Raw genomic sequence first — 19,003 nt, forward strand, 5'->3', positions numbered from 1 at the left:
TTGGAGGATTTTTTATTTTTAGTTTACTATTAACTTTCTCTTCTTAACAAGTAATTTGCTAACTCGATAAAAGGACGTTTTTTCTCTTCTGGAGCGTCTATTTTATTCAAATATTCTTGAGCAATTTCGTTGTGTTTTTGAATTAAACGAAGTGCCATTTCATCAACTTTAGTTCTACGGAAAATCTTTTCAACACCGTAAATCTTATCCACGTTATCCGTTTTCTTCGTGTACCAATAATCCAACTCCTTCAACTCTTCAGGCGAAGCGTGCTCACGAGCCAAAAGATATAAAACCGTCTTCTTATTTTCGAAGATATCACCTGCATGTTTTTTCCCAAACGACGCTTGATCTCCAAAAACATCTAAGTAATCATCCATAATTTGGAATGCGATTCCGACATGTTTTCCAAAGTTGAAAATAGCTTTTGCATCTTCAAATTTAGCACCCGCAATTAAAGCTCCTATTTCAAACGAAGAAGCACTTAGTAACCCAGTTTTATACGTAATCATACGAATATAATCATCGTAGGTTACATCTTCTTGCGTTTCGAAATTGATATCGTATTGTTGTCCTTCGCACAAAAGCAAACCTGTATGCGTAAACACACGAACACACGCTTTGTACAATTCGGGCTCCAAATCATCAAAAAACTTATACGCTTTCAACAAAAGTCCATCTCCAGATAGAATTGCGGTGTTCAAACCATGAACGGTATGTATTGTAGGTACATTACGACGTAAAGGCGCATCGTCCATAATATCGTCATGAATCAACGTGAAATTGTGGAAATATTCAATAGCCAAAGCAGGTTTCACCGCTTTTTTAAGATCACCACCAAAAAGGTCGTTTGCCATAAGCACCATAATTGGTCGCAGTCTTTTACCACCGTGCGAGATAATATAGTTCATAGGCTCGTACAGTTCTTTCGGTTTATCCTTGAACATGTACCTGTCTATTGCATTTGCAATAAGTTCTTGATAACGATCTAAAAATTCCATAATTTACTATTGTGAAAGGCAAAAATACGCAATTTTACTGCGTAAATAAAATAAAAACTTTGCCTTTTGGGGCAAAGTTTTTTATTTATTCGATTCTAAAAACGAGGTTTTAGAAAGCTAATGTAATAAGATAACAGATTCCTGCAATTAGCGCTGAAATTGGAATAGTTAAAATCCAAGCCCATAATAAGCTTACGGTAACTCCCCAACGTACTGCGGAAACACGTTTCGTCAATCCAACCCCGATAATGGAACCGGTAATGGTATGCGTTGTAGAAACTGGAATACCAAAATGATCTGTGATGAATAATGTTAATGCACCTGCAGTTTCTGCACTTACACCTTCTAGTGGAGATACTTTTGTAATTTTAGTACCCATTGTTTTAATAATCTTCCAACCTCCACTCATCGTACCTAAAGCGATTGCGATGAACGAAACTAGTGGAACCCATAAATAGTGTTCTGTAAAGTAATTAAAACGTTCCGCTGATGGTAAGTCGATATATTGCGCATCGCTAATCATGTTTACATGATAGTAAATAACGGCTGCACCAATAATACCCATTACTTTCTGAGCATCATTCAAACCATGTCCAATACTAAACAATGCGGATGATACCAACTGCATTCTCTTGAATGCTTTATCTGCCTTATGAGGATTCGATCTTTTATACAAATTCACAATAATAATCGTGATAATAATCGAGATAATCATACCGATAATCGGCGCTAAGAAGATAAAGAGGAAGATAGGTATTACCTTATCAAACTTCACCACACTTTGTGTCGTGAGCTGCTTGAGAGCGGCAACCAATGTATCCCAAGTTCCTAAATGTGGTTGCGCTGCAAGTACATCTTGATAGTCTAAAACCAAGGCGTGTGTAAGCGCTGCTCCTAAGAAACCTCCAATCAATGTATGTGATGATGATGAAGGAATCCCAAACCACCAAGTAAATAAGTTCCACGCGATAGCCGCGATAAGTCCTGAGAAAATTACTTCAAGAGTAATAAAATTTTCGTTTACGGTTTTGGCGATGGTGTTTCCGATTTTAAAACCTCCTGGAAGAATGTATGCTGCAAGGAAAAATGCAGCGAAGTTCCATACCGCAGCCCAAAGAACTGCTTGAAAAGGAGATAAAACTTTAGTTGAAACGATGGTTGCAATAGAGTTTGCCGCATCGTGAAAACCGTTGATATAATCGAAAACTAACGCCAGTACAATAATAATTATCAATAAAATTGGTAAGTCCATTTCTGATATATATTTTTAGAGATAATTATGCGTATTTAATGATGATGTTCTCCATAATGTTGGCAACATCTTCTGCCTTATCAGTTACTTCTTCTAGATAGTTTAATACAGATTGTACTTTAATAATACGGATAGGATCGTTCGTTTCGAAAAGTCTCATTAAAGCCTTACTCTGAACGTCGTCTGCTAAATTTTCGAATGAATTAATCTTGATACAAGATTCTTTTACCGCTGCTGGATTTTTGAAATCTTTTAAGTTTTCAACAGCAACTTGAATTTCCAAACAAGCCTTGTGAATTAAGTGAGAGAACTCAGCGTATTCTTTTGTTTCTGGCGTTTTGTAAAGGAAAATATATTTTGCAGATGCATAAAGATAATCTGCAATATCATCTAAACCACTCGCTAATTGAGAAATATCTTCTCTATCAAATGGTGTAATAAAATTCTGTCCTAGCTCCACAAAAACTTGATGCGTATAATCATCATTTTTATGTTCGAAATCGCTAATTTTCTGCATAAACGAATCGTCATTTACATCAAATTCTGTAATTCCATCGTGGAAGAATTTTGACATTTCTACTAGATTCTGTGCAATTTGATCAAACAGTACAAAAAATACTTTGTCTTTAGGCTGGAACGCTTTAAAAAGATTACCTATTCCCATTTTATTTTAATTTAAATTTCGTGGTGCAAATATCCGAATAAACGAGTTTTGAAAAGGAAAATACGTGTTAACTTTCCTTAACATTACCTTAATCCGCCACAGGAACACTACCGTCGTGATCGAACAATTTTTGTCTATCTAGTGTGAAATTCAGTGCGAAATAAGCGAAATGAAAATTACGATCTCCCTTCAAAGAAGAAAATTCTTTTTGCCACATATAGCCCATATTGGCATTCATAAAATCGTTTACTTGATATCCAAATCCTCCAAATAGTCTGTTTCTTTTAAACGTATCTGTGTTAGGACCAACAAAAACTTCTTCAAACGCGTTTAAGAAAACGGTTCCAGGCTTCACTTTATCACTATTCAAAGGCAATGTGAATGACAAACGGTAACGATATCTCTCGTCATTCGTATTTTCATCGGTTTGTGGAAAATTAAAAAATCGCTTTTCCGCACGTAAACGGTGATCAAACTTCGCTTTTCCTAAGTTATGACTGAAAACATACTGCAACCACACACGAATCTCACGTTGATAAAAATCGCTGTCTTTATACGTCCCGTAACGCCCTACTCCAACTAAAACAGCATTCTTTTTGTTAATATGATACGTTGGTCCACCTTTGATTTCGTAATAATCAGGTAACATAAAATCTTCGATGGAACGCGTTTGAACTTCAACATAAGCAGACCATTTGCTGTTATGTTTGTACGTTAACGAAACCATATTAAAATTGGAAGCATGTTCTTTAAAATCAGTTTGAGCACTGATGCTAGCGGCCATAAAGACCAATATAAAACGGATAAATTTCACAAGAATTAATTTATAAAACGCCAAAGATAACACAATTCAAAAAAACGAAAACGAAAAAAGCAGCCTTAAAAAGACTGCTTTTCTATGTTAACAAAAATTAATATCGCAACTTAGTTTGCTACTTCAGCACGCATTTCTTTCCCTTTGAACTTCATCATTGGAAGGCTGCTCATAATTTCGTTTTTGTAATTTTTATCTACTTCGAAGAAAGTAAATTTGTCTAAAATTTCGATATCACCAATATCAGCTCTTTTCTTAGATTTCGCTGTTGCTTTGTTAATGATATCCAACATATCTACTTTTTTCAACTGATCTCTTTTTCCTAGATTAAAGAAGAAACGAACCATGTTTTCGTTGTTTCTCTTTTTCTTCCCTCCACGGTCACGATCTTTGAAGTTTCTGTCGCGGTTATCGCGATCTTTCCCGTAACGATCATCTCTTCTTCTATCTCTTCTTGAAGATGATGTATCTTCTTCACGATATAGTTTTTGAGAAGCAAGGTCATTACGATCTTGGTAAAACAAGATTAAATCTTTCAACTGGAACTGCAATAATTGGTTTACCAATTCTTCTTTTGTGAAGTTGCTAAGATCTGGGATTAACGCTTGGTCAATCTCAAAAATATTTTCATGCTCCGTTAACAATTTTTCGAAAACTCCAGAAACTTGCGCCTTGATGATTTCGTCACCTTTAGGAACTTGTTTTTCTGTAATTTCAATTTTTGTTTGAGACTTAATTTGCTTCAACTTTCTCGTTTCTTCTGGCTTAATCAATGCCATAGAAATACCGTCTTTTCCTGCACGTCCCGTTCTACCACTACGGTGAACGAAAACTTCTGGATCATCTGGCAATGAGAAGTGAATAACGTGAGTAAGAGAATCCACATCCAAACCTCTAGCTGCAACGTCCGTTGCAACCAAAATATCGATGTTTTTCAAACGGAATTTCTTCATTACCGTATCTCTTTGTGCTTGAGATAAGTCACCGTGCAAAGCATCAGCAGCATATCCGTTTTGCATTAAGAAATCAGCAACTTCCTGAGTTTCCGCTCTTGTTCTACAGAAAAGAATTGAATATTGATTCGGATTTGCATCGATCAAACGCTTCAAAGCTTCTTTTTTCTGTCTGTATCCTACCACATAATATTCGTGCGTAATGTTTTTCTTAACGGCGTTAATAGAACCTACTGAAATCTTGTGCGGATTCGTTAAATAATTCTTAGAGATACGCTCAACTTCTTTGTTCATCGTTGCCGAGAACAAAAATGTTTGTTTCGTATCTGGTGTTTCAGACAAAATGGTTTCCAAATCATCTTTGAAACCCATAGAAAGCATCTCATCAGCTTCGTCTAATACCATCCATTGGATATTAGAAAAATCTAATGCCTTTCTACCGATCAAATCGATAACTCTTCCGGGAGTTCCCACAATAATTTGTGGTTTTTCACGTAGAGAGCGTATTTGCTCGGAAATGCTACTTCCACCATAAACCGCTGTGGTTTTAATGTTAGGAAGGTATTTTGTGTAGTTCTTAATGTCTTTGGTGATCTGTAAACAAAGTTCTCGCGTTGGACAAAGCACTAATAACTGGATTTTACGACTTGTGTCGTCTATCATATCCAGAATCGGAAGCGAAAATGCTGCTGTTTTGCCTGTTCCTGTTGCCGCAAGTGCGATTAAATCGCGAACATCCGAAAGGATGAAAGGAATAGTCTGTTTCTGGATTTCTGTCGGCTGTTCATAGCCGAGGTCGCCAATAGCCTGAAGGATCTCAGGACTCAAATTGGACTCCGTAAATAAATTCATGTAAAAGATCGTCTATAATTCGGGGGCAAAGATACGAAAAAAATTTAAAAATCAATTATTTTCAATTATCTTTCTAATAGTTTTGAAAAAACCATTGCAAAAAGCATAAAAAAAAGATGTAAATTTTGATAAATTTTTAATACTCAAATAGCCTAATCAAATACATTTCTACTGTATATTTGTATAAAACATACGAAAATGAGCTTGCAACAAACTTTTCAATTTTTAACGGATTTACAAAAAAACAACAACAGAGATTGGTTCCAAGAAAATAAATCGTATTATCTCGAAGCGCAAAGTAACGTCATTGAATTTGTAGAATCGGTCTTGCAAAAAATGGCTGCGTACGATGAAGAAATTGTGAAAACGGACGTCAAAAAAGCGTTGTTTCGAATTTATAGAGACACCCGTTTTTCAAAAGACAAAACCCCTTACAAAACCAATTTCGGAATTAGTTTAGGCATCGGAAAAGGAAGTCAAAACGCAGGTTATTACATTCACATTGAACCTGGAAAATCTTTTGTTGGAGCTGGCTTGTATCAACCTGATTCCTCAAATTTAAAAAAGATTCGAAGTGAAATTTCTACGTTTAGAAAAGAGTTTTTGGATATTATTCATTCAAAAAACTTTCAGAAGTTCTATCCGGAATTGCATCAAGAAGACAAATTGAAAAACCCTCCGCAAGGTTTCGATAAGGAAAATCCGATGATTGAGTATTTGAAACTGAAAAACGTTCTCGTTTTACACAAACTTTCTGATGCGCAGGTTTTTTCAAAAGATTCGGCTACCTTTGTGAGCGAACTTTTCGAAGTTGCACAACCTTTTAATCAATTCATCAATAACGCTATCAACTAAAATGGAAATCGCTTTCAGGGCATTACAACCCGTAAAAAAAACTTCAAAAGCATTCACAATCATAAAATATGCAACGATTTTATTAATTGTCGGCATTATCATTTCAACAATTGTTCTTTTTCTTCCGCCGTTTTTCCGTTTGGAAGACGATATTAAAGCCATAATCGGAGGACTTATCATGCTTTTGTTGTTTGTCCAAGTTCTGAGGGCCTTTACGTACGTTTTGTTGAAAGGAAAAAAAATAAGTAAGTACACCGGTCATTTAGTTTTAAACTCGGATTCAATCGCCTACAACGACGAAGTTTTCCCGTTAAATAGTCTTGAAAAAATTCGTTTTATTGGTAATGATATTAAAGGTGATTTTCGAGGTTTTGTCGGAAAAGGAATTGATAATCAGATTCAACTTACATTGAAAAACCAAGAAGAAAAAACGTTCTTCTTTGAACAAACCTTGGAACATAATTTAAAATTAGCTGAGGAAAATCTGAACACGTACGTTGATGCAAAACTTCTTGCAAAGTCCAACTACGACAGCATTATGAACAATACCAATTATTATTAATCGGTTATTTAAGAAGTTCTTCGATTGATTTAATCAAAGCTTCATCTGATGGCGAAGTTGCATAATAATGAGCAATTTTTCCTGTTGAATCGACCAAAATAAAACGCGGAACCCAATTGAGATCAATCATATTGGTAAATTCGTTCTTCCAACCTTCTTCGAAAAAATAATTCTCTTTATCAGAAATTCCATATTTCTCCAAACCCTTTTTCCATTGCTCTTCAGAACGATCTACGGAAAAATAAACGACATCCATATTCGGAAAACACTCCAAAAGTTCTTTCGTTTTTGGAAGCGCCAATATACAATCGCGACACCAACTCGCCCAAAAATCAATGAGAATGATTTTCTTGGGATGCTTGGCGAAAATCTCTTTTACAGAAAGCTTTTTTCCATCTTGATTTAAAAGCTTTTGAGTTAACGCTTTCGCTGTGAACTCCGTTTTCATTACAGCGGGAATTTTCTGCGCTTGAAGATTCAACGCAAAAAACAAGACGAAAACTGCTACTATTTTTTTCATTTCTAACTCTTATTTTACTTCTTCTAAAAGGACAATTGAAAACTCTGTATCGAGTTCTACCGCAAGGTCTTTTACTACAACGGTTTTCCCAGAATAAGCGTCTCTAAGTTTTGTCCCGTTTTTGAAAACATAGGCTTCGAATTCGCCACCATTTTTCATTGTTCCATTATACACAAAACCAATCGTTTTCTTACCTTTTGGTAGATCCAAACCTATAACTACTCGATCATTCTGATAGCTTCTGAAAAATACATAAGGATCTCTTGAAATCATTTGATGAACTCCAGCACCCACAGCAGGATGACTTGCTCTAAATTGCCCTAATTTCTGCCAATGTTCTAAAACTTTTTTCGTTTCTGCATTGGATTTGATTTCATCCCAATTCATGTTACTTCGCAAAGTCGCATCACCTTCCGTTCCATCAATAATCAACGATCTCGCCGATTCATCGCCATAATAAATTTGCGAAACTCCCGGCGTAAGTAACAATTTGGTTCCAGACTCTATCGTTCGCTTTCGCTCTTTGTCAAACGGCGAACCATCATCATGTGACGAAACGTAATTCATTACACTTACACCTTTCAAATCTGAATTTAGAATATTCGAATACGATGAAAACAAATCTTCATACGATTTATTAGCATCACCTTTAAAATCAAAATTGATTAAACTCGTAAATCCATTGTCAAAATAATTCACCTTCTTATCGCCAAAATCATACAATTTCTTTTGAGAAATCCCGTATCCATAAACTTCACCAACCATAAAAAACGGTTGATTTTTCTGAAATGAACTTGGATTTTTAGCCTTATATTCTGCAAAAGCATCGTCACAAACTTTCTGAAAATCTTTCCAAACTTGTTCATGTACGTGTTTTACGGTATCAACTCGGAAACCATCAACTCCAAATTCGGTAATATAATCCGCCAACCACTTCATGATATAATACTTGGAAGCTCGTGGAAACTGATATTTCGCAAAAAAAGCATCCAACGATTTCAATTCTTTTTGCAAACGCCCTTCTTGCTTCCATTTATCCAACAAAAATTGCGGAATTTGGACTTCTTTATCATCTTCCGTTAAAATATCGGGTAAATTGGCAACCAATGTACAAGCTGTCGTCGTTTCAAAGCCACTGTACGTACATTGCGGAGAAGTACGCACCCAATCATTCGGATATTTCGGGTCTTGCGAAGTCACTGGTCCAGTGTGATTAATTACCACATCCAAAACAACTCGAATTCCCCTTGCATGCGCTTTAGAAACCAATTCTTTCAACTCTTTTTTAGTCCCAAAATTCGGATCAAGAGACGTCCAATCTTTTGCCCAATACCCATGAAAACCGTAGGTCTTTCCCGTTCCTTCGTCTGTATAACCGTGAATTTGCTCCACCAAAGGTGTCATCCAAATCGCATTGACACCCAAATCAGAAAAGTAATTATTCTCCACTTTTTGAATCACGCCACGCAAATCACCACCTTCGAAACCACGAAGTTTCGATGCCTTTTCCGTTCTTCCAAATTGGACATCATTAGACGTATCGCCATTTTTGAAACGATCCGTCAACAAAAAATACAAATTGGCTCCTTCCCAAACGAAAGGTTTTTCTTGAACTTTGGAAACACTTTGACATGATGTAATTAGCGCTAAACTAGTAATACAAATCATTTTTTTCATGATATTTACTCTAATTTTGGGGATGTACTCAAAGATAGGGAAAAGCAGATGTTTAAAGAAAAACGGATAAAATTTAACATTTTATTAACAATTTTAACTATCTTTGCCTTTCGTCTTAAAAATAAAACATGTCCATTTACAGTTCTTTAGCAGAAAACTTGCAATATTTTGCGCCCAATTTCTATAAAGACAGGTTTTTTAAAAAGTTAAAAAACTTGAGTAAATCCAATGTATTATCTCGAAAAGTGGAGCCCGAATTTCTATGGATTCAGAGTTTTTTAAAACAAGACGACGTTTTTGTAGATGTTGGAGCTAATGTCGGTGCCTATCTCTATGTTTTAGAACCGAAACTTCAACCGAAAAACATCCTTGCTTTTGAACCCAATCAAGGTTTGCAAAAAAGATTGCGACGAATTTTTCCAAAAATTTCCGTTTTCCCTGAAGCGCTTTCCAATGAAAAATGTGTAGCCGAATTTAAAGTTCCAGTAATTGATGGTAAAAAAATCCATTCTCGCGGGACTTTGCAGGTTCAAAACAAGGAAGAACAAGAAGAAAAATCAATACTTCAGAAAGTGGATGTTATCCCCATGGATTTGCATCCAATGATTCAAAAATTGTCAAGATTGAATTTCATTAAAATTGATGTTGAAGGAAATGAATTTCTAACCGTTGAAGGCGGAAAAAACACCATTTTAAAGCATAAACCAACCTTGATGATCGAGATTGAACAACGCCATCATCAAGAACCCATCTGGAATTTTATTGAAAAAGTGAAAAATTGGGGGTACTCAGCCAATTATTTGGACCGTTCTACGTTAGAGATTACAGAATTATCTCAAGAGTTGATCGAAAATCAAGACGCAGCCAACGTAAAACAGCATGAACACTATATTAACAACATCATTTTCATTCCTATTTAGATGAGTGTCGTAGCGAGGCAGAGCTTCAAATATAGTATTATTGGCTACCTGAGTTCGCTCTTGGGGATTTTTTCGGCAATTTTCATTTTCCCAACGGATATGGAATTTTTCGGAAAACTTCGTTTGATTATGAGTGGCGCCGAAATCATCGTTCCCTTTGTTATTGGTGGAATTTCCTATTCTAACGTCAAATTTTTTCTAAAAACGCAACAAGATGGTAAGCATCACAATATGCTATCGCTGTCTTTGCTGATTATTTTCATCAACTTTTTACTCTTTTTTATTGGATTTCTGGTCCTTCCTTACATTTGGCCAAGTTTAAGAGAACTGAAAATATGGCAGTATCGCGAATATGTGATCCCAATGGTTTTATTACTTTCGTTTGCGGGGGTTTTTAATAAATTCACGTCCAATTACAAACGAATAGCTGTTGCCAATATTTTTGACAATTTCTTGCCTAAAATAGCCAATTTGGTTGCTTTTTCGGCTTGTATTTATTTAGGCTTTTCAGAAAGCATTTCGTTTTCTATTTTCGTTTTGTTTTTTATAATTTCTTTAGTTGGATATGTCTATTACACCAATAAATTAGAGCCGGTTCAGATGGATTTTTCTAGAGATTATTTCAAGAAGGAAGATCTTTGGAAGCAGTTTTCAAACTACAGCTTTTTCGCTTTTTTAGGAACATTTGGAAGCTATGTAACCATCAATAACAATATGGTTGGGCAGTATTTCGGACCCGAAGAACTCGCTTCCTACTCGATTATTTATTCCTTGATTTCGATTATTTCCATGCCTCAATTAGGGCTTTTTAACGTATCGGCACCAATTATCAACAAATCGTTAACCGAAGGAAATTTTAAAGAATTGGATGTTTTTTACAAGAAAACATCGCTGACACTTTATTTTATTGGAGCGGTTTTGTTTTCGTGTATCGTCATTGGGTTTCCGTATTTAACAATGATTTTCCCGAAGCTTGCACCACTTCGTGACTTACAACCGGTGATTTGGATTTGGGGAAGCGCAATTCTATTTGATTTGGCGACAGGCTTTAACGGAAACATCTTATCCCTTTCAAAATACTACAAATTCAACATTATTATGATGTTAGTTTTGGCTGCTTTAACACTGATTTTGAACTTCTATTTCATTGAAAACACCAACCTTCGTCTAATCGGAATTGCGATTTCTACAGCGATATCCATTACGATTTACAATTGCGTAAAAGTCGTCTTCAACTATATTAAATTTGACGTTTCGCCTTTCAGTATTGAAATGATTTTCGCGTCTATTATTTGTACGTTGGCGATAACATTTGCTTTGATTTTACCCGATTTTAATAACAATTGGATCAATTTTATCTACAAACCTTTGGTTGTTTTGATCCTTATTGGAATTGGAAATCAAGTTATCCGAATTTATCCTTTGGATAAAGTTTTGAACAAAGGTTTTTTGAAAAGCCTATTTAAATTTTAATCGCTTTCAATAGCGTTTCTTCCAGTTCTTTCTGTACTTTTTCTTTGGAGAAAGAATTCCAATCTATTTTTGAATTTGAAACATCGTGAAGTTGCGTTTCAACATCTGATTCTTCAGAAAAAATAAAAGGAAAATCCGATTGATATTCTTTGGGGAAAACGGCAGGTTTCGCAAATTTAATTGCATCACCAATATTTCCACTCAATTTCGTTTTTCCGTACCATTCTTTTTGAGAAAAAAACTCGGTCTCAATTTGAATAGGACACCAAAGAACATTTCCCGATATTAAAATTGAATCATAGTGTTCTTGCGGAACTTTTTCAGTGAAATACGATAAGTGAATATGATTAGGAAGTTGTTTTTTTGTTTCCAATATCCACTTCAATTCGTATCCCTGTGCTTTTCCAAGTAAAACAAGTTCGGTAGGTTTTTTGAAATTTAAAACCTGTTTCAAAATTCGTTTGTAATCGCGTCGTTTTTGCGAAACTGCTCCTGGAATTACAACTTTAAACACATCAGAACTTTGATTTTCAGTTGATTTCACATAAAATAACGGCAAAAACTCATACTTAGAATTTTCAAACTTCTGGTCTAAAACAAATAAGGTTTTTGCATTTTCATACACGGAATTCATCGAAAATAAACCTTCTTTCGTTGCTAATTTCAAACGATACAAAGTATCTTCTTTTACAATGGAAGACGTCAAATTCTGTTTAGAAGATTTAGAAAACTCCAAATTATGAACAATAATGGCGGTTGGAAACTGCTTTACGATTTTGGAAAACACATTAAAATAGCGATGAACCGTTCCAATAACCACCAAATCCCAAGATTCTTGCTGAAGAACTTGAACTACATTTTTTACATCCACAATTCGAATAGCCGAATCTTGAACATTGAAGATTCTAGAAATCTTCTCCGAAAGAAAATATGAAACCTCAAAAACCTCGGAATCACGCATCAATTCATAAAAATTCGACAAAATATCGGGATGCGTATCCAATTCGATATAAGCGATTTTTAATTTCTGATTTTCTGACATGAAGTTTTCGTTTTGACTTTACAAATATACAGAAGAGCTTTCTTTTTTAAAGATTTAAAAAAAATTCAACACTAGAAAAAAATCAACTTCCTATCTTTGTAAACTTTTAGAAACAAAACCAAGCGATTGATGGTCATTTTATTCCTTATTTTAAGCGTTCTTACAGGAGTTATTCTGGGAAGTTATTTCTGTAAAAATCAAACATTTGCAAAAATGTTACTCATTTTAAGTGCTGGTTTTTTGATTACCATTACGTTTAATGAGGTTTTTCCGCAGGTTTATGAACATGATGATCATTATATCGGATTGTTTGTGATTGCAGGAGTTTTGTTGCAGATGCTCTTGGAAAGCTTAACGAAAGGCTTTGAACATGGTCACATCCACCATCATGATGATGACGAAAAACATATTCTTCCCGTTGCATTAATGGTTGGCTTGTTTATCCATGCCTTTATCGAAGGAATTCCATTGGCTAACGAAACCAACATTGCGAGTCCATATCTTTTAGGAATTGTGGTGCATAACATCCCAATTTCATTTGTTTTAGGCGCGTTCTTATTTGGAAAAAAAGCAAAACCTTCCGCGTACATTATTACCGCGTTATTTGCGCTTTCATCACCTTTAGGAGTTATTTTAGGAAAATATTTCAATCCCGAATGGCAGCCGTACTTTTTAGCTTTAGTAGGTGGAATTTTCATTCATATTTCATCGGTGATTATTTTTGAAAGCAATAAAAACCACAAAATGGATTGGAGCAAAATTATTCTCGTCATAATAGGGGTCGCGCTTGCTTTTTCTATGCATCTCCTTCATGATCATCATCATTAAAAATAAAAAAACTCCGAAAAATTTTCGGAGTTTTTTGATAATTAAAAATTCTAAAATTAGAATTTCCAACCTACACTAACTGTAAATATATTTTGTTTGTTATCCACTTCTGAAACTGCAGAAGAGTCTCCGTAGATATACGTTGTTGGCGAATAATATTGTGACCCTGCACCATCGTTTCCGTATAAGAACGGACTTTGATACGTTGAGCTAATATTTTGATACGCCGCATCAATATAGAATGAACGGAAATCATATCCTAAACCAACACCAAGCGTGTTTCTTTTTCCAACAAACATATTATCGAATCCTTTATCAGAACCTGATCCATCATTATTGAATGCGTTCATTGTAATTTGATCAAATGGACTGTTTGCAAAAGCATATCCAGCTCTCAATCTAAATTGCTGAATACGATATTCTGCTCCTACACGTACTTCCGAAAGGTTTTTGTAGTGATCTGAATAGAAATTTTTGAATTCTTGATCCACATCAGCTACATCAGTACTGTATTTCGGTTTGGTTAATCCCAATGAATAATCAACATTTAACGCAAAATTCTTATTTGGAACGTAAGCAGCACTTACGGTTGCTTTAAAAGGCGATCTGAAATTACGAGATTCCGAATATTCGGTATCACCATTAACATCATAATACATATAAGCACGATCCATTTGCCACCAAGTTGGTGTTTCAATAGCAGCTCCCAAACGGAATTGATTATTCACTTTTCCAATAACCCCGATATTTGCAGAAAATCCCGAAGCATCTTCTAAATACGGTGTATATTGTTTTGAGAATTTTTCAGAAAAATTAGAGAAACCTGCATCTGAGGAACGGTGCGTCAATAAGGCTGTATCGTATTGATTTAACGAAGAAGAATAAACATTTACACCTGCTCCTACATAAAATCTATTGTCATAATTACCACCTACAGCAATACTCATTTTCGACATATCACCGTAACGATCGTATGCATGACCATCTAAAGTCACATATTCTGTCGAATTAACATCGTACGCAATATTCTGATTTCCTGGACTTTCAACGTAGTTTTCTAGAGATTTGGTTGCGAAGTTCACTCCAACATTCACAAATTTCCATGGAGATCTTCCATTCAATTCAAAAACAGCTACACCACCAACTTGACCTAACGTCGTTTGATTGGTTTTATATGAAATCGAATTTCCAAAAAGGTTACTTGTGTTCTTGTTATCCGTTATTGAAAGCGATCCCGAAATATCACTTGCAATAAAAACCCCAATTCCTGCTGGGTTGCTGTTGATTACGGATACATCACCGCCCAAAGCTCCCATAGAGCCAGCCATTGAATTGTATTTAGAAGAACCTCCTAAATCTGTATTGGAATAAACATCAATTGAATTTTTGATTCCAGATACATCTTGGGCTTGCGCAAAATACATTGCTGCAAGACCCAATATGCTTAACGATTTTTTTATCATTTCTTATTTGTAAAATAAACTTGTTATGTCAAAATTATCTACCACCACCGGTTCTCATACCGCCGCCACCTCTTGAGCCGCCGCCTGAGCTACCACCAGAGAATCCGCCACCGCTAGAACGGAATCCGCCACTTGAAGAGTTTTGGAAACTTCCAGAATTATTTCGGCTAGATTCATATGAATTGTTTCTAGGTGCTTGGTTAGAACGGTTGTTATTGTAGTTGTAATTATTTGTTCGGTTACCAACATTCGGGTTGTATTGACCATTTCTAGCAGATGGCTGCGTTCTATATTGCCCGTTCGGATTCATAGTTCCCATTCTGTTTGACTGTTGCGCAGGAACGCGATTGGTTGGTGTAAATCCAGGTCCTCTATTGGTATTGTAGTTTCTGCTGCTATAGTTGGAATTTCCATTAGATCCCATATAGTTTGGTCCAGAAGGTCTAGATGGCAAATAATGGTATGGTCTAGTGTAGCCATAATAACCGCCACCATACCACGGATTGTAATATCCGCCATACCATGGGCTATAATAACCACCACCGTACCAAGGACTTCCCCAACCCCAGTTGCTCCATCCCCAATTCCAGCTAAGACCCATATTCCAGCCCCATGATGATCCCCATCCCATGTTCCAACCATAGTAAGGCATTCCCCAACCGTAATATCCTCCATAATAACCGCCCCATGTTCTATAGAATCCCATATCCCAGTAGCCATTATCGGTATAATACGTTTCCGATCCAGAATACGTTCCAAAGTCAGATGTTGTCGATTTGGAGTCATTTTGCCAGTTCGAACCGTAGTAACGATTTTCACTTTCTGCTTGGTTTTGTTTATTCTTTTCAATGATCCCTGTATCTCGGTAATCATAATACTCGCCAACTTGGTTTTCAGAGTAATTTCCGTAGCCTTGCGGAAGCGTATCTTTATTAGGATCATAATAGACACCATCTGTCTCGCTATAACCTCCTGTGTAAACCACACACGATGTTAAAAGTAATGATGCTGACAAAGCCATTACAGCTGCTTTTACAGGTAGCATTCCTAAAACTTTTTTGTGTATATTTCTTTTCATGATGAATGAATAAAATTATATTTAAATTATATTTGCACTTTATACCAAAATTATACCATCAAAAAGGGTAAATCAGTGTATAAAATTACATCTTTTTTAATTAGATAAAAGTTTACATTAAAAGTTAAATCAAAAATGGCAAAATTAACATCAAGAAGTGAAGATTACAGCAAATGGTACAATGAACTTGTTGTAAAAGCAGACTTGGCAGAGAATTCGGGGGTACGTGGAAGCATGGTTATCAAACCCTACGGATATGCTATCTGGGAAAAAATGCGTGATGAGATGGATCGCAAATTCAAAGAAACGGGTCACGTAAATGCTTATTTTCCACTTTTTGTACCCAAAAGCCTTTTTGAAGCAGAAGAAAAAAATGCAGAAGGTTTTGCAAAAGAATGTGCCGTAGTTACTCACTATCGCCTAAAAACCGACCCGGACAATCCTCATAAATTAATCGTTGACCCAGAAGCGAAATTGGAAGAAGAACTTATCGTTCGTCCAACTTCAGAAGCTATTATTTGGAATACCTATAAAAGTTGGATTCAATCTTACAGAGATTTACCAATTTTGATTAACCAATGGGCGAACGTTGTTCGTTGGGAAATGAGAACAAGATTATTCCTTAGAACTTCAGAATTTTTATGGCAAGAAGGACATACTGCGCATGCAACACGTGATGAAGCCGTTGAAGAAACAGAAAAAATGCTAGAAGTTTATGCAGATTTTGCTGAAAACTTTATGGCTATTCCTGTCATTAAAGGAATAAAATCAGCATCTGAGCGTTTTGCTGGCGCTGATGAAACCTACTGTATTGAAGCATTAATGCAAGATGGAAAAGCGTTACAAGCGGGAACTTCTCACTTTTTAGGTCAGAATTTCGCAAAAGCATTTGATGTAAAATTCACCAACCGTGAAGGGAAAATGGAATACGCCTGGGCGACTTCTTGGGGAACATCAACTCGATTGATGGGTGCTTTAATTATGACGCATTCAGATGATTTAGGATTGGTATTACCTCCAACGTTGGCTCCAATTCAAGTGGTAATTGTTCCAATTTTCAAAGGCGAAGAGCAATTGCTAGAAATTAGCGGTGTTGCCAATCAAATCGTTGATAAATTAAAAGCGAAAGGAATTTCGGTAAAATTCGATAACGACACCCAAAACAAACCAGGTTGGAAATTCGCAGAATACGAATTAAAAGGAGTTCCATTGCGAATTGCGATTGGTCCAAAAGATTTAGAAAACGGAACGGTCGAAATCGCACGTCGAGATAATTTAACAAAAGAAACACAACCTATTGAAGGGGTTGAAAACTATATTGAAAACCTTTTAGCGGAAATGCAAAAAGCAATTTTCGAAAAAGCATTGAATTATAGAGACACACATATCACGAAGGTAGATTCGTACGATGAGTTCAAGAAAGTTTTAGAAGAAAAAGGCGGATTTATTTCAGCGCATTGGGACGGTACAGAAGAGGAAGAAGAGCAAATTAAAAACGAAACTAAAGCGACAATTCGTTGTATTCCTTTGAATAATGAATTGGAAGAAGGTGTTTCTTTAATCACTGGAAAACCATCCAAACAAAGAGTGGTATTTGCAAAATCTTATTAATTTCTTTTAAAATTTCACAATTTTGAATAGGATATAGTATTAATTTATATATTTGTTTGACACAAATCTTAAAAAATAAACTATTATGTCTTTGAACTTAATCGACCTTATTAAGGGGCAACTTGGTCCAGCCTTAGTTTCTCAAGCATCTGCTCAGTTGGGTGAAAATGAATCAGGAGTACAGAAAGCAATTTCTGGCTTACTTCCTGCGGTAATTGGTGGTTTAGCAAATAATGCTGACAATCCAAGTGTATTAAACTCTATTACAGGAGCTGCTTCATCCGGATTGTTGAGTAATCTTTTAGGAGGTTCTTCAAACAATTCAATGATTACAACCTTATTACAAAGTCTTTTTGGAGATAAAATTGGAGGATTAGTTAATTCCGTTGCAGGTTTTGCAGGAATTAGCAATAATTCAACAAACTCTATCTTAAACTTAGTAACAGGAGCTACTTTAGGTTCAGTTGGTAAATATGCAGCTGATAACAACCTTGATTCTAATGGAATCAGTAACTTATTAACAAGCCAAAAAGGAATTCTTTCTTCTTTACTTCCTGCAGGATTATCGCTAGCCTCTTTAGGTTTAGATTTCGATAACTGGTTTGGAAAAGCAAAAGAAGATGTTTCTTCAAGAGTTTCTACAGCTAAAGACAACTTCGCAGAAGATGTTGCTGTTGCTAAGGAAAAAATTGAAACAAAAACAACTGAAATCAGAAATGACATCAGAGAAGATAACAACGGCGGTGGCGGTGGATCTATCTGGAAATGGTTATTACCACTTCTTCTGGTTTGTCTTCTTGGATGGTTCCTATGGAAGCAATGCAGTAAAGAAACAACAGATTCTGCAGCAGGTACCGATACAATCACAGTAGTTGATGATTCTGTAAATGTAAACGCTCCTGGAGATACTACGGTTACCACAACAGTAACAAAAGTTGATTCTGACATCGACTTAAATGGAGTGAATCTTAAAGGATACAAAGGAGGTCTTGAAGATAGAATGATTACATTCTTGAAAACAGACGGTTATAAAAATGCAGCTAATGACGATGCTTTAAAAACAGTTTGGTACGACTTCGATAAAGTAAACTTCAAAATGGGTAGCAATAAAGAGTTAGAAGCTGGTTCTCAAGCACAGTTAGATAACTTAGTAGCTATTTTGAAAGCGTTCCCAGATGCTAAAATCAAAGTGGGTGGTTACACGGATAAAGTGGGTAACGAAGCTGCAAACAAAAAACTTTCTGGAGAAAGAGCAGTTTTCATCAAAGATTACTTAGCTAAAGCAGGTGTTGGTGCACAAGTAATAGGAGCTGACGGTTACGGAAGCGAATTTGCAACGCAACCAGCTGATGCTTCAGATGCACAAAGAGCAGTTGACAGAAAAATGGCTGTTCGTTTCGCAAAATAATTTCTATAAATTAGAGATATCAACCGCTTC

General features: G+C 35.8%; 17 protein-coding genes. 7 read left to right on the plus strand and 10 right to left on the minus strand.

Going from position 1 to position 19,003, the window contains the following annotated elements:
- Positions 1-29: 29 nt before the first annotated feature.
- The 5 genes from AC5XHR_RS03685 to AC5XHR_RS03705 form a co-directional block, all read right to left on the minus strand.
- Positions 30-1,001 (minus strand): polyprenyl synthetase family protein, encoded by a 972-nt coding sequence (locus tag AC5XHR_RS03685; protein WP_495949425.1) that lies wholly within the window; start codon positions 999-1,001, stop codon positions 30-32.
- Between the two features lie 109 nt (positions 1,002-1,110).
- The gene (locus AC5XHR_RS03690) at positions 1,111-2,253 is read right to left on the minus strand and encodes an inorganic phosphate transporter (RefSeq protein ID WP_495949426.1); all 1,143 of its coding nucleotides are present in this window, start codon (positions 2,251-2,253) and stop codon (positions 1,111-1,113) included.
- Between the two features lie 25 nt (positions 2,254-2,278).
- On the minus strand, positions 2,279-2,917 hold the full coding sequence (locus tag AC5XHR_RS03695; RefSeq protein ID WP_495949427.1) for a DUF47 domain-containing protein: 639 nt from the start codon (positions 2,915-2,917) through the stop codon (positions 2,279-2,281).
- Positions 2,918-3,005: 88 nt separating this feature from the next.
- Entirely contained in the window at positions 3,006-3,701 is a 696-nt protein-coding gene (locus AC5XHR_RS03700; protein ID WP_495949428.1) for a DUF2490 domain-containing protein, read from the minus strand.
- A gap of 140 nt (positions 3,702-3,841) precedes the next feature.
- Complete coding sequence (locus AC5XHR_RS03705) at positions 3,842-5,536, minus strand: DEAD/DEAH box helicase (protein WP_495949429.1); 1,695 nt, start codon at positions 5,534-5,536, stop codon at positions 3,842-3,844.
- Positions 5,537-5,734: 198 nt separating this feature from the next.
- On the opposite strand from AC5XHR_RS03705, the gene AC5XHR_RS03710 reads away from it, so the two are divergent.
- Positions 5,735-6,391 (plus strand): DUF2461 domain-containing protein, encoded by a 657-nt coding sequence (locus tag AC5XHR_RS03710; RefSeq protein WP_495949430.1) that lies wholly within the window; start codon positions 5,735-5,737, stop codon positions 6,389-6,391.
- A 1-nt stretch (position 6,392) separates the two neighbouring features.
- Positions 6,393-6,953, plus strand: a complete 561-nt coding sequence (locus AC5XHR_RS03715) for a hypothetical protein (protein ID WP_495949431.1) — start codon at positions 6,393-6,395, stop codon at positions 6,951-6,953.
- 4 nt (positions 6,954-6,957) lie between these two features.
- On the opposite strand, the gene AC5XHR_RS03720 is transcribed toward AC5XHR_RS03715, so the two are convergent.
- Both AC5XHR_RS03720 and AC5XHR_RS03725 read right to left on the minus strand, forming a co-directional pair.
- Positions 6,958-7,473 (minus strand): TlpA family protein disulfide reductase, encoded by a 516-nt coding sequence (locus AC5XHR_RS03720; protein ID WP_495949432.1) that lies wholly within the window; start codon positions 7,471-7,473, stop codon positions 6,958-6,960.
- Between the two features lie 9 nt (positions 7,474-7,482).
- On the minus strand, positions 7,483-9,150 hold the full coding sequence (locus tag AC5XHR_RS03725) for an alpha-amylase family glycosyl hydrolase (RefSeq protein ID WP_495949433.1): 1,668 nt from the start codon (positions 9,148-9,150) through the stop codon (positions 7,483-7,485).
- A gap of 128 nt (positions 9,151-9,278) precedes the next feature.
- Between AC5XHR_RS03725 and AC5XHR_RS03730 the strand changes: the two genes are divergently transcribed.
- Positions 9,279-10,070, plus strand: a complete 792-nt coding sequence (locus tag AC5XHR_RS03730) for an FkbM family methyltransferase (protein WP_495949434.1) — start codon at positions 9,279-9,281, stop codon at positions 10,068-10,070.
- Positions 10,071-11,543 (plus strand): lipopolysaccharide biosynthesis protein, encoded by a 1,473-nt coding sequence (locus AC5XHR_RS03735; RefSeq protein WP_495949435.1) that lies wholly within the window; start codon positions 10,071-10,073, stop codon positions 11,541-11,543. It begins immediately after the preceding gene.
- On the opposite strand, the gene AC5XHR_RS03740 is transcribed toward AC5XHR_RS03735, so the two are convergent.
- Positions 11,533-12,585 carry a hypothetical protein gene (locus AC5XHR_RS03740; RefSeq protein ID WP_495949436.1) on the minus strand — a complete coding sequence of 351 codons (1,053 nt, stop codon included), beginning with the start codon at positions 12,583-12,585 and terminating at the stop codon, positions 11,533-11,535. The genes AC5XHR_RS03735 and AC5XHR_RS03740 overlap by 11 nt on opposite strands.
- 129 nt (positions 12,586-12,714) lie before the next feature.
- Here AC5XHR_RS03740 and AC5XHR_RS03745 point away from each other — a divergent pair, with 129 nt between their 5' ends.
- On the plus strand, positions 12,715-13,413 hold the full coding sequence (locus AC5XHR_RS03745) for a ZIP family metal transporter (RefSeq protein ID WP_495949437.1): 699 nt from the start codon (positions 12,715-12,717) through the stop codon (positions 13,411-13,413).
- A gap of 56 nt (positions 13,414-13,469) precedes the next feature.
- On the opposite strand, the gene AC5XHR_RS03750 is transcribed toward AC5XHR_RS03745, so the two are convergent.
- Positions 13,470-14,876 carry an OmpP1/FadL family transporter gene (locus AC5XHR_RS03750; RefSeq protein WP_495949438.1) on the minus strand — a complete coding sequence of 469 codons (1,407 nt, stop codon included), beginning with the start codon at positions 14,874-14,876 and terminating at the stop codon, positions 13,470-13,472.
- A 34-nt stretch (positions 14,877-14,910) separates the two neighbouring features.
- Positions 14,911-15,954, minus strand: a complete 1,044-nt coding sequence (locus AC5XHR_RS03755) for a prolyl-tRNA synthetase (protein ID WP_495949439.1) — start codon at positions 15,952-15,954, stop codon at positions 14,911-14,913.
- Positions 15,955-16,089: 135 nt separating this feature from the next.
- Between AC5XHR_RS03755 and proS the strand changes: the two genes are divergently transcribed.
- Positions 16,090-17,565, plus strand: a complete 1,476-nt coding sequence (gene proS, locus AC5XHR_RS03760; protein ID WP_495949440.1) for a proline--tRNA ligase — start codon at positions 16,090-16,092, stop codon at positions 17,563-17,565.
- An 85-nt stretch (positions 17,566-17,650) separates the two neighbouring features.
- Positions 17,651-18,973 (plus strand): DUF937 domain-containing protein, encoded by a 1,323-nt coding sequence (locus AC5XHR_RS03765; protein WP_495949441.1) that lies wholly within the window; start codon positions 17,651-17,653, stop codon positions 18,971-18,973.
- Positions 18,974-19,003: the final 30 nt, after the last annotated feature.

It is taken from the genome of Kaistella sp. CFF1-2, assembly GCF_059509915.1.